The sequence below is a fragment of the Streptomyces sp. NPDC088766 genome (genome assembly GCF_044750845.1).
Lineage (GTDB): Bacteria > Actinomycetota > Actinomycetes > Streptomycetales > Streptomycetaceae > Streptomyces.
Window position 1 is genome coordinate 1 of sequence record NZ_JBIVKQ010000006.1, and the last position, 14,081, is coordinate 14,081.

A 14,081-nucleotide genomic window follows, 5' to 3' on the forward strand; every position below is an offset into this window, starting at 1 on the left:
GCCACCCGCTACGACAAGACCGCCGAGTCCTACCAAGCAGCCGTCACCCTCGCATCGCTCCTGATGTGGGCGTGACATTTGAAGACACCGCCTAGTGAGCTTCCAGGAAGCGAACGTCGATGCGTAGATCATGCTGCCGACGAGCTGACGGATGTGGCCGGATGGGTCGCGGGGGTCGGTACCGAACGGGTCTCGATGCAGGTGTGGTGTAAAGAGGAGTTTCTTGTCGCTGGTGGCGACGACCTGGGACCGCTCTACCAACCCGGCACTGACAGCGAAGTCGATCCACCGTTGTTCGGTGCTCTTGACGTGCTCCTCCGGAATACCGGGCGAGGCCATGACCTCCTCAATCAGCGCACCGACCTCTCGCTGCACGCGCGCGTCCTCAGTGCGCAGCGCGGCCGTCACCATGTCGGCGTCACCGACCCAGATGTTCGGATTGAAGACCACCGCGCGGCCGTCCTCACTCTGCACCTCGCGCACAAGGTTGACGGTGATCAAGCAGCTCAACGCCCGCTCGGCAGACTCATCCCTGTGCCCAGACCCTGCCTGCAGAGCCGCATAGCGCTCCAGCGGCTGGATTGAGGTCGCCCGCATGATCTCCAGCGCGGCACGCTGCGTCGGCGTGGCAAGGAGCACGCCCAGCAGCCGATCCGTCGCACCCAACAGCTCGTCATTCGGCGGAATGAAGGCCGCCACGCTGACCAGCCCCCCGTCGGGTCGTCGGTCGCACTGAACCCAGCCCAGCTGTTCCATCGTAGGCAGCACATACCGGTCAAGATCCAACGGTCCGATCTTGGCTTCGATGCCGATGGCCCGTACTCACTCGACCGAGGAAACTTGAGCGTTACGCAACCGCCAGGCCATCTCGTAGACCTGCCCGGCGAACCGCAACGTCTCCAGTTCAGCGTGTACGGGCGACACCGAGTAAGCAGTCAGGTGCCGAGAAAAACCCAGGATGAGCTGAGCGTCGCTGATCAAGAATCCCCCTGGACATGATCCGTGAAGGCTAGACCGACGAGCGTACCGGAGCAGGTCATCCTCACTGACCGGATCGCCCTCCTGAACGAGTGGGCGTACCCGTCTGCGCCGCTCCCCTGCCCAGCGGGCCGGGTCGCCGGGGCGCGGGTCGTACAGTGCCCGGCCCCCGGGTCCGAACTGCCCGAGCTCCGTGAGGAGGGACGATCTCCTCCGGCCTCCAGCCGGTGATGTCGAGCAGCAGTCCGTCCAGCGGCCCGCCGACCAGTTCGACGTAGATCCGTCCCGGCTTCGGGCCAGGATGGTCGTGGTCGGTGCCATAGATCCGGCCGCGCAGCAGCTGCTCATCGTCGCTGTCCATGTCGTCCAGCCTCGCAGCCGCCACCGACAACGAGGGCTTGCCCAGGGGCGGCTGGGCACGCCCTCGCGCTGCCGGGAGGTCTGGCCCGGGTCAGCTGCGCCAGCGTCCGAGCCAGCCGCCGGCCTTCGAGGCCTGCGCCTCCTCTTCCTCCTGGCGCTCCTGCTCCTGGCGCTCGCGTTCGGCCTGTTCCGCCTGCCGCTCCGCTTGGAGAGCACGGGTCTTGCAGTCGTCGCACAGGTGCGGGTGACTGTCCCCGCGGCCCCAGTCGACCGCGACGCTGGCCTTCCACCGGTCGTCGGTGAACTTCTGTCCGCAGTCCTTAATGGCTGAGTCAAGAGGCTCCGCCGGCCGTCGGCGCTGTCAGAGATCGGTGCTGGCGGCCTCTTCGAGCAGGTCTATGGCGTGGTTGTGGAAGCGGCGTTCGGCGTCGCGGCACGGGGCGTTGAAGAAGGCTCGTTGAGCTTCGGCAAGATCGCAGTTCAGCAGGCCCATGGTCACGAACACGGCTTCCACCCCGTGACACCCGTTGTCCTTGAGGAACTGCTGGAGTGCGTCCGTGTCGCCGGTTGCCTCCCAGACGGGCCGGGCGGTTTCCCGCATGGCAGCGATGCTCGCCAAGCGTTCTGCGTCGAAGCCCACTGGACCCGCCTTTCTGCTGTGGCCCGCAGGCTATCGCCAGGTCGGCGGGGCGCACTGCCCTGTTTAAGCAGCCCGGGTGACGGGGTGGGTGGAAGGTGATGGGGCTGTTGTCGCGCAGGAGGGCCCACAGGACGTCGACACGTCGGTGAGGAGGACATGTGGCTGTCCGACCCGAAAGCGTTCCAGGACGGAGCACCCCCACGTCGGCGGGGAGAACGGGCGAGTACTCCGGGCTGGTCTCCGAGCTGGCGTCCTCCCCGCCGACGCGGGGGTGCTTCGTCCCGCCTGGTGACGGCGTTCGACACGGCCCGGTCCTCCCTGCCGACGCGGGGATGCTTCGTGCCTGTGTATGACGCCGACCTGACAAGTCTGCTGGAGGCGTGCCGAGAGCTCCGCCGATGGGCTGTGCTGATGGCCGCCGGAGTCCCGGGCAGCGTCGTCACGACCATGCTGTTCCGGCCTCTCTGGCCGTTCCCTGACCTGAGCCCGTGGGTACGAGCGGCCGTACGTGCGGGGATCCGGCGGATCAGCGCCTCCCTCCCCGGGATACGCTCGCGCCCTTGCCTGATCAACTTCTCGTTCCAGGCTTCCTGTTCCGACCTTCTTCCGGGGGAAATCATGGGGATATCCGTACGCCGGTCCGTGTCGCGGAGAGTGGCGAGTGCAGCCCTCGGGTGCGTGCTGCTCGGCGGAGGAGCCGGGGCCTGTGGGACGGGTGGCGAGAGTAGTTCCGGCAAGTCCGCGCAGACGTCGGCGCCGGTCCTGACGCCCGCCGAGGCCGTGGCGAAGGCCGCGGAGGACTCCGCCGACATCACGTCCCTCCGTTACCGGATCACCGGATCCGTGCCGGATCGGGGCCGGTTGACCGTCGACGCGGCCATGAGCACGGCGCCGCTGTCCATGACCATGGAACTGACCATGTCGGACCAGCGCGCGAAGGGCCCGCTGAGCATCCGGTTCGCTGGTAAGGCGATGTACGTCGGCGGTGGCGCGCTCGACATCCGGAAGTTGGGGAGATCGGCGGAGCTGGACCCCGACAAGTTGAACGGCAAGAGCTGGCTCCGGATCGAGCCGGCGGCCTGGGGGCTCATCTCCGTGGACAACCGGTCCTACGGCATACTGCCCCACCAGGTCGAGGGCAGCCCGATCGTCCAGTCCACGCTGCTGACCGGCGCCAAGAACGTGAAGAAGATCGGGGCCGAGACGATTCTCGGCGCCCGCACCACGCACTACCGCGGAACCGTCACCTTCGACGGCTTGCGGGCCGCACAGGATGCTGCCACCGACAAGGCCAGCCGGGAACGCCAGACCAGCAGCCTCGACCAGTTCATCGCGCTGGAGCTCGACAAGAACCTCATCATGGATCTGTGGATCGACGACGACGGGCGCACCAGGCAGTTCCGCATGCGGGGCGCCACCTACAAGATGCCCGTCAACGCCGGCGAAGAACCGACCGTCGGCGATCCCGTCGACATGACCGTCGCCTTCCTCCAGATCAATGAGCCGGTCACCGTCACAACCCCGTCCGCCGAGGACACCACGGACCTGGGTGCCCTGCTGGACGCACAGACCGGCTGAGCTTGTCCTGCCTTCCAGGCGTGGGTCATGGGTGGCTGTTTTCCGGGGACTCGGCCCGCGCCGTTTTCGAGCCGCCGTACGACGGGCCTGGTCTCGGGTACGGGCATGGTGGTCCCGGTCGTCGTACAAGTGGCAACCCTGGCACCGCCTCACGCCGATAGGCTTCCGGGCCGGGTAACCCCTTGGTGGCACTGCTGACCGTCAGTGCCGAGACGATCAGTCGCGTTGAGCCTCGCGGCGCGGCGTACTCAGGCGGCGCGGGACCAGGTGTTGAGCCGTTTCCAGGGGCCGGTGTAGGCGGCGCCGCATCCGGTGCAACGGGCGAGGTAGAGAGCGGATGCGGGGGTGTGGGCGGGCGCGGGCACGACCGGGTGGGCGGTGCCCTCGATGACGGTGGTCAGGGCGGGCCAGGCGGGCAGACAGGCGCAGGCCGACGGAGGGGGTCCGGGATGGTCGGTCATGAGGGCTTAGGCGGGGCCGGGGGGCGGGCGCGGCGGCTGTCGGGTGCGCGGCCGATCCGGTGGGCGACGGCGTCGATCTCGCTGCTGGTGTAGGCGGTGCGGATGCCGGAGGGAGTCATGCCGCCAGCCCGGGCGAGGGGTTCGAGCTTGTAGGGGCGGTCGCCGTGGAACTCCCGTCCGTAGGCGAGGAGGTGGCGGATCTCGCGGTCGGCGGCCTCGCGGGCGGCGCGGGCATTGCCGAGAGCGATCAGCAGAGGGTCCTCGCGCAGGTCGTCGCGCTGCGCTTCCAGAGCGAACGCGTAGTCAGCGCGGGCCTGTTCGGCCTCCTCGCGGGCGTCGGGGTAGCAGTCCTCGGGCGTGACGTCACCGGGCTGCGGTACAGGGATACGGATGGCTGCAAGGTCACCGATCAAATCCATGATTACGATCATCGCAAAAAATTACGTCGGACACAATACCTTCCGGGGGTAGGGCGTTGAGCGTGCGGGAGGTCGTGCGGGCCGGGTCCGGTGTCCGGTAAGGCCCGCACACACACCGCGCGTCTGGCTACCGTGTCCAGCACCTGCCCGCTGCGTCGGCTGCTGCGGAGCGGTGTCACGGATGGCGGCCGGTGCCCGTCGGGGTAAGGCCTCCGGGGGGAGTGGAACGTGAACAGACAAGACCGCGCGGACGCGGTGGACCGGGAGATGGCCGTATCTCTGCTGCCCGATGCCGCCGTGCAGGCACTGGGCCGGTGGTGGAGCGAGAACGCGTCGGCTCATGCGGACGGGACGCCCGGCGCGCACACGGTGCGCTACGCCCCCAGCCGGTGGGTGCAGATCACCCCGTGGCCTTCGGCGCTGGCCCTCACCTCCTGCGGCGGTGACGCCGGGGTCAGCCGGGCGGAGGTGGCCTCGGCCGTTGCCGACGCCCTGCGGCGCGAGGCCTTCCGGGAGGCCCTGGTCGCGACCTACGTGTGGGGCAAGGGCAAGCGCGGCACGCCCGGCGGCAGCGGTCCGGCCGCCCTGCGCAAGATCCTGGCCGCCGAGGGGTTGGACGCGGCGCTGGGGAGCGCCGTCAGCGCGCTGCGTGAGCACGGTTCACGACAGGCCTACGCGGTACTCCACCGGCGCGTTCCTGGGCTGGGGCCTTCCTTCTTCACCAAGTTCCTGTACTTCGTCGGCAAGACGGTTTCATCGGCAACCGGCCCCCAGCCGCTCGTCCTCGACCGTGTCCTGGCCAAACGCCTGCGGCAGATGGCCACTGCAGTGGGCCGGGCCAGCGGGTACGACCTGGACGGCTGCGTCGCCACCTGGGTCTGGGCGGACGGGAACTGGTCGCCCCACCGCTACGAGGTCTACCTCTCCTTCATGCACGCCGCCGCCTGGCCGCTGGCGACAGCTGGCCGTCATGCGCATCACCCGACCTGCTCGAATACGCCCTGTTCACCACCACATGGCAGGCCTCCGGCTGACGGCACAGCCCGGGAAAAGAGGTGTGCGCTCCTTTTCCCGGGCGGCGTCTGGGTGGGGACCGCGCGGTGGCGCCTTCATCGGTCCAGTCGGTGTCGAACGAGGCGGCGACCGGGTGCTGGTGCTGTCAGGACGCCGGGGCGGAGGCAGCAGGCTGCCGGTCGGTCTCGGCCGCCATCGCCGCAATGATGGCCTCCAGACGCTGAACCGACCGGGGAAGGAGCCTGGGGCCGCGCTGCCAGCTCCGGGAGCCGAAGACCGCCCACACCGGGTCGGTGAGCTCGATCAGCAGCTCGGCCTTCCGGTCGTCGCCGCGCTCGGAGATCGCCACCGCGCGGGCATGTGTCACGTACGTTCCGATCATCTCGCGCAGGACCGCCGCGGGCCAGGTCGGCGCGTAGGTCTCGATGTTGTCGACCATCCATTCGGTCGCCTCGTCGAGCTGCTTCATCCACCGGGCCCGCTCCGCACGGACGCGGGCACGCATCTCCTGCGTCCACCCCGGGTCATCGGCGGCCGGCTCCTGCACCGCCCGCAGCCGGGCCCCCGCCGAGACGATCCTGAGCATCGACGCCAGAAACTTGTCCCGGGCCTGGTGGAGCTCCCCGATCCTGAGCTTGCGGGCCTCCAGCCGCGGCACCACGAGCCACCCGGTCCCCACCGTCGTGACCAGCGCGGTCACCAGCGCGACCCCTACCGTCTCCCACATCCCCGGCTCCACCGCCATGCCCCCACCTCTCCTCGCCCCGGGCACCCGGGGGTGATGCATGCTCCCACCCCGCCATCCCTCTGGGGACGGCAATCCCCTCGTCCGGCTTGGTGTGGACGACCCAGGGTGGGTCTCCGGCAAAGCCCGTCAAGGGCGCCCTATGGCCTGCTCGAGGACGGCCGGGACGGCGTCCTCGGCTGTCCAGCCTTCTTCGAAGAGCGCGGCGACCAGATGTGCGTGTGCTTCGGGAAGCCGGCCGAAGCAGTGCCTGCTGCGGCTTTGGTGAACCAGGCGCCGATCTTGACGGTGTCGCCGTCGATGCGAATCGCCTCCCAGGCTGCAGGAAGACGGCCTTCGCGGTGCAGGAACAGCTCAGCAGCTGCACGGTCTGCTCGAAGGCGCACCTGGTAGGGCGGGCGGGTTGCTGGCGGGGGGTGTGAGGTGGAGTGCGGTCATCAGATGCTGCTGGCCCGGGTCGAGGGTGTGCCAGGTGGCCAGTTGGCGGGCGAGGTGGGGTTGTCCGGTTTCGGAGGAGGTATCAGGGCCGGGTGCGGCAGAGGGGGCGGTGGTGGGCGGCCCGCGCCGGGCGGGCGCGCACGGTCGTGCCGTACCTGCGGTGAGGGGCGATGCCGGGTCGTGGCACAGTCCTCGCATGTCCAACGACGTCGCCTATCCCGTCTTTTGCACTCCCGACCCCGCACTGGCCGTGAGCACCGCGCGTCGTCTGGTGGAGTTCGGCCGCACCGAGTTCTGCAAGGTCTCCGTGTACGCCGAGCTCCCTTCCGTCGCCGCGGTGCGGCGGGTGGCGAAGGCCCTGCCCCAGGCGTGGTTCAGGGGCCGGGAGAAGCCCGAAGAGTTCGACGTGGCGCGGTCGGACGCCCGGCCGGCGCTGATTTTCGGTGTCCAGGGATTCGCTCTGCCGGCTGACTCTGCCGTGTACGAAGGGCGGCTGCCGGTGGCGTGCGAGCTGGATGACCTGCCGGTCGGCAGCATCGAGGACGCCTTCGTCACGCTGATCGGCCCGAACGCCGGCGAGCTCAACTGGGACAGTCTGTCCTGGCCGGACGCTCCGGAGCTGGACTTCTTCGGCGAGTCCAAGCACGCGGAGGTGACGCTCCTGCTGAACACCCGCACCCGCGAGCTCGACGAGCCTGTCGCCGACCACACCGTCCTCGTCCACGTCCGCAGCATCAGCGTCGACGGCCATCAGCTGCGGGAGCCGTACGCGCACTGGCTCGCCCAGCAGGTCGGGCTCACCGTCACAGGTCCTGGGCAGCGGTGATGAAGCCGGCCGAGCGGTCCCGAGGGCCGGGCACGCGAGCGTGAGGGAGTCCGGCCCCGCCAGGTCCGGGCTCACCGGTCGGCCATCTGTCCTGGCTGCGGTCCGCCTCGGCGAGCGTGGCCGCGTCTTCGGCGCCTGCTCGCGCAGGCTGACACGCGGGCAGGGGAGCGGCTCGTAGGGCTGCACCGTCGTGCTGTCGGGGCCGATCAGCAGCGGGTGCACTGAGCGGGCCGCGCCGCTCGGGGCACGGGCTGGTTCGGTGAATACGGCCGGGTTGCGCTCGGGTACGGCACGGGCCGCCTGGTCGAGCAGGTCGAGGGGCACGGGAGTCTCCGGGTGTTTGGCAGGGATCTTCTTCTTTCGGCGGCCGGAACACCGCGGGGGGTGGTGCCGGGTTTTGACGGCGCCGTGGCGCCTACTCGCTGTCGGAGTCCAGGGGCTGGTGCGCGTCGTGCTCCAGCTGCTTCCTCAGGTGCAGCTGGCGGTGGCGGTAGACCTCGTTCCTCGTGATCACGGCGGTCATGTGCAGCGCGAGGGAGCGCACGTGGAGCCGGAGCAAGCCCGTGAAGCGCCGTAGGCGGGGTGTCAGGTACAACAGGCTGAGCACGCTGATCGTGCCGAACAGTCCCGCCGGCGGCGGGAAGTGCAGCAGTGCGCTCTGCATGCAGAGCCACACCAGGAACGTGCCGATGTGCAGGCCGCCGCGGCTGAAGGCCTTGGCCCTGGCGGAGGCTGCCGCCTTGCGCGCGTGCGCGGCGGCGGTACGGGCGCGGCCCGCGCCGGGCGGGCCGTTTCGGCCGGGGCCTCGGCCGCTTCCCGAGGGGATTCCGCTGGGCCCCTGTCCCCCGCCGGGGCCGGGATCACCGGGTTGGGGGTCGCCGGGGTGGTCGGGGTCATCGGGGCGGGGCGGCTTGTCCTTGGGCTCCGGTGTCTTGCCGGCCTCGCGCGCGGCGTCGGCGTACAGGTCGTACCAGTCGTCGCGGGCGGGGAAGGGCCGGACGTCATTGGCCTGCTGGTACAGGCGCATGGCGTCGGTGAGCGGCTCCAGAACGGCCCAGGAGGGCCGGATCTCACCGCTGACGATCCGGGAGACGGTGGCGTGGTTGCAGTGCGCCTCAGCGCCGAGCTGGGTGAAGGTGATGGGGCGCGGGGGGAGGTACTCCTGGATCGTCAGCGCGAGCTGGGCGCGGGCCGGTCCCGCCTTGTCGGAGATCTTCAGCGCGCGCGGGCGGCCGGGGCCGGGCGTCGCGTACTGCGGGGCCGCGGTCACAGCGCCTCCAGGGCCGTGTAGATGCCCAGCCCGATCAGCACGGCCAGGAGCTGGAGGGTGAAGAAAACGACCGGACTGTTCAGGTCGAGCGCTTTGATGCGCGGGATCACGAGGGCCGGGATACGGCGCATCGTCTGCATGATCTTGAGGAGCCGCTCGACGAGGAACGCGGAGAGCAGTCCGCAGAAGAGGTGCCAGTACAGCTCGGCACCCGTCGGCACCGCTTCGAACAGTTGATTCATCGTGACTCTCCGCAGTCGCACTTCCATACGCTGATGCCGATCGTTTGCACGAGCGCGTGCATTCCGATAGGGGAAGTGACAGACTGCTGGTGCGGGCGGGGGGTTGCCTGCGCATGGCCGTCCCGTCTTCCCAAACGTTGGCCTTACGCAGGTCCCCCGCCGACCTACCTTCATGGGTGGTTCAGCGTTCTGACCGGACCGTATCAACACCGGCAGGCGAAACACTCATCGAGAAGCCGTTCACCGCAATGGCGCACAAATGCCCGGCCCCGAGACCGGGCATTCCCTTTGCCTATAAGGCACTTGAACTGCCGGTTTACCAGTAACTCAGGTAATAGGAATAGTTGGATGCGCGGAAGTTTTGCTGAGCGGGTCTCCGGCGTGGTCGTGGGCGTCCGATTCATGATCAGTTGAGATGAAGAGAGGGAGAGCGGGCGGTTCCTGCCCACGTCCGTTGCGCCCCGGAGCCCTTGCCTCTCCCCCGCACCGTCGGGTGGAGCGAGCCGGCTGCGTCAGGAGATGATCCCGTGCGTGGCGGAAGAGGCAGGCAGGGATGCGGACGACGCTGGTGCGTGGGCGGAGCGGCTGGGGTGGGCGTTCGGGCTCATAGCGCAGGATCCGGCTGTGCGGGGTGCAGCGCTCAGACATCTGGCGCAGGCTCAGCGGAAGGTCACGGACGCGCTCGCCCGGTCCGATGAGATGTGGCTGCTGACGCGGCCCCTGGGAGCGGACGGGCAGTACCGGGAGCCGGCCTTTGCGCAGGCGCGCCGCAGGCATCGGCAAGCCCAGCGGTGTTCGCTGCCTGACGGACTGTGGGGTGGGCCTGTGGGCGGGGATCTGGCGGGGTGGCCGGGGCTTCCTTATGTGCTGCTGTTCCTGGAGTGGGAGGCGAGGTATCCGCGGGAGTGGACGCAGCACGCGAAGGCGTGGGGTACGAAGCAGAGCCTGATCCGCAAGGTGGCCCGCGTCGGTCAGGAGGAGGCGGTCAAGGTGAAGCTCACCGAGCTGGTCGAGATCGTCGTCCGCCGGGCGTATCGCTGCAAGGACCGCGAGTACGTGCGGGTGGCCCGGGCTGTCGACAGCGCTGACCTGCGCGGCAGGCTCGGTCGGGCAGCCGGTTCGGACCGTGCGTGGGCCCGGTGCCATGCCGGGTACGTGCTCTGGCTCCTCGACCGCCCCGACCTGCCGAACACCCGTCGCGTCTGGCAGACCTGGCTGGCAGGCGAGGCCGCGGCGTTGCGGTGACCCGGGGAACGATGCGGGGAAGGTTCCCGTGGTCATGGAGTTTTCTACGCCCCTCACCCGCCGGGAAGACGGTGCCCGCCGACGCATCGTCCCTGTTTCCGCCTGCCCTTGACCGGCTCCGCGAGCAGCCGACGCCGGGCCCGGGCAGGTGCCCGGCCTGTCGGAGCGGCCGGCTCAGGTACCGGATCCGCGCGGCGTGCGCCATGCCCTGGCCGTCGTGCGCACGCTGCCCGCGTGCGCGACGGCGACCCGGCGCAGCCTCGGCGCCGGCGCTCTGCGGCTGAGCGGCGTCAGGACATCGCCGCCGCCCTCCGTTGGCCGGCTGACCACAGTCGCCCATACGGTGACGGGGACGAGAGAAGATGCACCATGGATGCCCGCATACCCCGCCTGCGCCGCAAGCTGGCCGCGGTCCCGTTCCAGCCACTGCGCAGCCACTCCTTCGGAGAAGAGCAACACACGTTCCGCCTCGGCCCCAGGCTGGCCGAGGCACGTGTCACTGCGTTCGAGGCCGAGCACGGCATCGTCCTGCCCGACGCCTATCGGCAGTTCCTCACCCACATCGGTGGCTCAGGCGCGGCGCCGTTCTACGGCCTCCTGCCGCTGGAGCGGTGTTCGCTATTGGTCATGAATCCGCGCGGGGAACCAGGGGTGCCCCGCGGCTTCGACGATGCAGGACCGGGGGCACACGAATGCGACCTCTTTCTCCACGTCATCGAAATGGGCTGCACCGACGTCTGCGTCATCGCGGTGACCGGTCCCCTCACCGGCCGCGTCCTCACCGGGAACAGCGACGGGTTCTGGGGCCCCAACGTCTCCTCCGCCACCGACTTCCTCGACTGGTACGAACGCTGGCTCGACCACATGAGCGCCGGACGCGACAACCGGGCCCTGGAACTCACCTCACCTCGGCTTCGCGCCCACCCCAACCGCCATCGCATGGCTCCGAAAATCTGACTCTCCGTAACAGCGACACGGAACGAGAGCCAGAACCCCTGGAAGTGAACAAAGCCAGCCAGCCGATGACGGCGGCCGCAGTACAGACAATGCGCACATCGGGAGCGCGAGCATGTGCGTCGGCGCGCCCGGCCGTGGAGGTGGCCGGGCGCGCCGGTGTTTCATGGGTACGTGCGGGTGGGGCGGTCAGCCGTCACCGGCGTCGTGGTGGGGGTGGTCAGTGGCGGCCGCCGCGGTAGCCCCAGGACTCGCGGTCGATGAGGCGGTCGCGGTCGTTGCGCAGGGTGGCGGTGTCGCGGTCGTTGTTCCACACGTAGTGGCGGCGGTCCTGGTAGAGGTCGGTGCGGGTGTCGCGGCCGAGGCCGGTGTGGATGCGGACGGTGGCGCGGCCGGCCAGGCGGTAGTGGTCGAAGGTGTAGGTGTGGCCGGAGGCGTCGGCGAGGGTCCAGCCGTCGAGGTTGACGCTGTGGCGGGTGGTGTTGGTCAGTTCCACCCACTCCCGGTTGAGCGAGCGGTTGGAGCGGTCGTCACGTCCCGGGGAGTCGTACTGGACGGCGGAGATCTCCACCTTCGCGTGGGCGCTGCGGTCGTGGTCGGCGGCCGAGGCCGGCAGCGCGGCCGCCCCGATCACGGCGCTGGCCGCGAGCACGGTCGCGAGCATGCGGCGGGAGGTGGCGGATGAGGTGGCAGTCATGGGATCCCCCTGCAGGTGCGGGCACCCTCCCGGCGGCGGCGGGCTTCCTGGCCGCCGCCCCCGGGACTCGGTGCGGTGTGCGGGGCGGCCGGTGCGGCCGCTGACCACACTCTGTCCACCCTGTGCAGAAGGTGGAAGTGAAATGCGGACTGCGTTACCTCTTGCCCATATTTCCGTGACTGTCGGCTGCAACGTTCATTTACGTGCCGAATGCACGACGTTGACGCCCCACAGGACGGCCCGCCGTTGCGGGAGCGGGATCATGCCGCCGGATCGCCACAGCACGCCACCCCACCCGGCTTGGGACCGTCACCCGAAAGTGAGTAACAGGCGCGCCGGATTCACGCACCCGGACACCTCGCATCGCCGCCACACCGCCTTCGCCAGCAGCGCCGCCGCTGCCGCTGCTGGCGGCGGCAGTGTCAGTTCTTCGAGGGGATGCGGGCGGCGATCTCCCGCGCGAATCGTTCCGCCCGCGGCGAGAGCGGCCCGTCGGTCTGAGCGATGGTCAGCAGCAGGTCGAGCAGATCGTGCGCCTCGGCCAGAGTCAGGAGCGCCAGCCGCTCGACGGCGTGGTCCACGGGGGCGAAGTCGATCTCGTCCAGGTCGAGGTGTGCGTAGTCATCCATGCCGGGCCAACGCCACCGGCCGTACGCCGGTCACGCGCCGCCCGCCAACAGCCCTGACGAGGAAGAGGACCTCTCGGATCGCACGCCTTCACGATTCATGCACGCCGCACACACGTGGTGATCGCATTCGATATGCTCCGAGCGCTCCATTCGCACCACTGAGGGGGGAATCCTCATGCGCATGCGTCACGCGCTGGCCGCCGTCGCCGCGGCGGTATCGCTCGCCGCCGTCACCGCCGGACCGGCCCAGGCCGCCGAGTACTCGTCCGCGCTCAAGGTCAAGGGCGTCCAGTACGACGCCCCCGGCTCCGACTCGAATCGCTGCACGGGCGGGAACACCAGGGACGAGTACCTGACGATCAAGAACTACTCGAGGTCCTCGAAGGTCAACCTCAAGGGCTACGTCGTCAAGGACGCCGCTGGCAACAAGTTCACCTTCCCCGCCAACCACACCCTCGAGCCCGGCGACTACGTCAAGCTCCGCGGCGGCCGCGGCACCGACTCCGACGCCGGCAACGTCGTCTACCGCCAGAACTGCAACTTCATCTGGAACAACGACAAGGACACCATCTACCTGATCAAGCCCACCGGCGCGCGCGCCGACGCCCACTCCTACACCAAGCGCGCCAACGACGCCGACGGCAACGGCTACATCAACTACCACGGCTGACCGCCAGCCTCCCGGCGCACGCCTGTGCCCTCTTCCCTGACCGCCGGGGAGGGGGGTTCACGTTTTCGTCCGGGCCCCTGGGCTTGGCGTTTGGCCGTGCAGGCCATCCAGCCTGGGGAGGCCGAGCGCCGAGTTCAGGCGGCCGGTGTGGTCGCGGACCGCAGGAAGACGGGCGCGGCCAGAGCAGCAGGCACGACGCTGCTCAGCAGAACCAGCGGCCACGCCGCCAGGCCCACGAAGAGCGCGGCGGGGATGCTGGCGCACACGGAGGCCACGGCGACCGCGACGGCGCGCGTGGTCCCTGAGGACGGATCGGTGCTCATCGCCTTGGCCCAGAGCAGCACGACCACGGTGATCCCCAGCTCGACGGCTGCTGCGGGAACGGCGCCCTGGAGTGCGCCCGCCCACCGGGCCCCGCTCTGCGGACTCCCTCCCGCCTGGGCCTCGGCCACGGTCAAGAAGAGGTAGGAGAAAACCGCCAAGGGCGCGACCGCCGACACCACGACGCATCCGAGCCGGACCAGGAGCCGAAAACTCTTCACACGCCGCCTTCGCCTCTGTCCGGATCTACCGGAATGGTATCGAGCGGCCGGTCCGCCCTGCCGTATGCCGCGGGACACCTGCGTATGCCGGCACGGCTCTTCCAGACCCGCAGGCCGGCCCAGATCCTCTCTCCTCCCCACCGGGCCCGGCCGCCCCTCGCCCACACGGCGGCCGGTGTCAGCGCGGTGCTGGTGGGGCCGCACGATCTGCTGCTCGGCCCCACCGACGAGGAACTCTCGAGCTGCCTGGCGGCACGGTGGAGCCGGGCGAGTCGCTCCAGGAAACAGTTATGCGGGAATTGGCCGAGGAGAACGGTATCCAAGGCCGCCGACAGCGACCTGAACAAGCCGCCCCACTGTATCGCTGACGGCG

General features: G+C 69.5%; 16 protein-coding genes and 2 pseudogenes. 7 read left to right on the plus strand and 11 right to left on the minus strand.

The features are described from left to right. From ACIP5W_RS10495 to ACIP5W_RS10505, 3 genes and pseudogenes are all read right to left on the minus strand, one after another. Positions 1-756 (minus strand): annotated as a pseudogene (locus tag ACIP5W_RS10495) (hypothetical protein); the annotation flags it as partial. Positions 757-1,101: 345 nt separating this feature from the next. Beyond that, positions 1,102-1,339 (minus strand): annotated as a pseudogene (locus ACIP5W_RS10500) (hypothetical protein); the annotation flags it as partial. A gap of 360 nt (positions 1,340-1,699) precedes the next feature. After that, positions 1,700-1,978 carry a hypothetical protein gene (locus ACIP5W_RS10505; protein ID WP_401469776.1) on the minus strand — a complete coding sequence of 93 codons (279 nt, stop codon included), beginning with the start codon at positions 1,976-1,978 and terminating at the stop codon, positions 1,700-1,702. A 780-nt stretch (positions 1,979-2,758) separates the two neighbouring features. Between ACIP5W_RS10505 and ACIP5W_RS10510 the strand changes: the two genes are divergently transcribed. Continuing rightward, positions 2,759-3,556, plus strand: coding sequence for a hypothetical protein (locus ACIP5W_RS10510; RefSeq protein ID WP_401469779.1), 798 nt, complete (start codon positions 2,759-2,761; stop codon positions 3,554-3,556). A 248-nt stretch (positions 3,557-3,804) separates the two neighbouring features. Here ACIP5W_RS10510 and ACIP5W_RS10515 read toward each other — a convergent pair whose 3' ends face one another. Both ACIP5W_RS10515 and ACIP5W_RS10520 read right to left on the minus strand, forming a co-directional pair. Continuing rightward, positions 3,805-4,017 (minus strand): hypothetical protein, encoded by a 213-nt coding sequence (locus ACIP5W_RS10515; RefSeq protein ID WP_401469782.1) that lies wholly within the window; start codon positions 4,015-4,017, stop codon positions 3,805-3,807. Continuing rightward, on the minus strand, positions 4,014-4,436 hold the full coding sequence (locus tag ACIP5W_RS10520; protein ID WP_401469785.1) for a hypothetical protein: 423 nt from the start codon (positions 4,434-4,436) through the stop codon (positions 4,014-4,016). Before ACIP5W_RS10520 ends, ACIP5W_RS10515 begins: the two co-directional genes overlap by 4 nt. Before the next feature lie 228 nt (positions 4,437-4,664). On the opposite strand from ACIP5W_RS10520, the gene ACIP5W_RS10525 reads away from it, so the two are divergent. After that, complete coding sequence (locus ACIP5W_RS10525) at positions 4,665-5,657, plus strand: hypothetical protein (RefSeq protein WP_401469787.1); 993 nt, start codon at positions 4,665-4,667, stop codon at positions 5,655-5,657. Here ACIP5W_RS10525 and ACIP5W_RS10530 read toward each other — a convergent pair. Next, positions 5,596-6,195 carry a hypothetical protein gene (locus tag ACIP5W_RS10530; RefSeq protein ID WP_401469790.1) on the minus strand — a complete coding sequence of 200 codons (600 nt, stop codon included), beginning with the start codon at positions 6,193-6,195 and terminating at the stop codon, positions 5,596-5,598. The genes ACIP5W_RS10525 and ACIP5W_RS10530 overlap by 62 nt on opposite strands. Positions 6,196-6,829: 634 nt before the next feature. On the opposite strand from ACIP5W_RS10530, the gene ACIP5W_RS10535 reads away from it, so the two are divergent. After that, positions 6,830-7,459: a hypothetical protein gene (locus ACIP5W_RS10535; RefSeq protein WP_401469793.1), complete on the plus strand. Its 630-nt coding sequence runs from the start codon at positions 6,830-6,832 to the stop codon at positions 7,457-7,459. Between the two features lie 415 nt (positions 7,460-7,874). On the opposite strand, the gene ACIP5W_RS10540 is transcribed toward ACIP5W_RS10535, so the two are convergent. Then, the gene (locus ACIP5W_RS10540; RefSeq protein ID WP_401469796.1) at positions 7,875-8,729 is read right to left on the minus strand and encodes a hypothetical protein; all 855 of its coding nucleotides are present in this window, start codon (positions 8,727-8,729) and stop codon (positions 7,875-7,877) included. Next, complete coding sequence (locus ACIP5W_RS10545) at positions 8,726-8,971, minus strand: hypothetical protein (RefSeq protein ID WP_401469799.1); 246 nt, start codon at positions 8,969-8,971, stop codon at positions 8,726-8,728. Before ACIP5W_RS10545 ends, ACIP5W_RS10540 begins: the two co-directional genes overlap by 4 nt. A gap of 825 nt (positions 8,972-9,796) precedes the next feature. On the opposite strand from ACIP5W_RS10545, the gene ACIP5W_RS10550 reads away from it, so the two are divergent. After that, on the plus strand, positions 9,797-10,216 hold the full coding sequence (locus ACIP5W_RS10550; protein ID WP_401469802.1) for a hypothetical protein: 420 nt from the start codon (positions 9,797-9,799) through the stop codon (positions 10,214-10,216). A 369-nt stretch (positions 10,217-10,585) separates the two neighbouring features. Continuing rightward, positions 10,586-11,173, plus strand: coding sequence for an SMI1/KNR4 family protein (locus tag ACIP5W_RS10555; RefSeq protein ID WP_401469805.1), 588 nt, complete (start codon positions 10,586-10,588; stop codon positions 11,171-11,173). Between the two features lie 217 nt (positions 11,174-11,390). On the opposite strand, the gene ACIP5W_RS10560 is transcribed toward ACIP5W_RS10555, so the two are convergent. Continuing rightward, a complete protein-coding gene (locus tag ACIP5W_RS10560) occupies positions 11,391-11,867 on the minus strand; it encodes a lamin tail domain-containing protein (protein ID WP_401469808.1) in 477 nt (158 codons plus the stop codon). Between the two features lie 422 nt (positions 11,868-12,289). Next, on the minus strand, positions 12,290-12,496 hold the full coding sequence (locus tag ACIP5W_RS10565) for a DUF6417 family protein (RefSeq protein WP_401469811.1): 207 nt from the start codon (positions 12,494-12,496) through the stop codon (positions 12,290-12,292). Positions 12,497-12,671: 175 nt separating this feature from the next. Between ACIP5W_RS10565 and ACIP5W_RS10570 the strand changes: the two genes are divergently transcribed. After that, positions 12,672-13,166 (plus strand): lamin tail domain-containing protein, encoded by a 495-nt coding sequence (locus tag ACIP5W_RS10570; RefSeq protein WP_401469814.1) that lies wholly within the window; start codon positions 12,672-12,674, stop codon positions 13,164-13,166. A 134-nt stretch (positions 13,167-13,300) separates the two neighbouring features. Here the strand turns inward: ACIP5W_RS10570 and ACIP5W_RS10575 are convergent, their stop codons facing one another. Continuing rightward, positions 13,301-13,708, minus strand: coding sequence for a hypothetical protein (locus ACIP5W_RS10575; RefSeq protein WP_401469817.1), 408 nt, complete (start codon positions 13,706-13,708; stop codon positions 13,301-13,303). Between the two features lie 257 nt (positions 13,709-13,965). Between ACIP5W_RS10575 and ACIP5W_RS10580 the strand changes: the two genes are divergently transcribed. Then, positions 13,966-14,076 carry an NUDIX domain-containing protein gene (locus tag ACIP5W_RS10580; protein ID WP_401469819.1) on the plus strand — a complete coding sequence of 37 codons (111 nt, stop codon included), beginning with the start codon at positions 13,966-13,968 and terminating at the stop codon, positions 14,074-14,076. Positions 14,077-14,081: the final 5 nt, after the last annotated feature.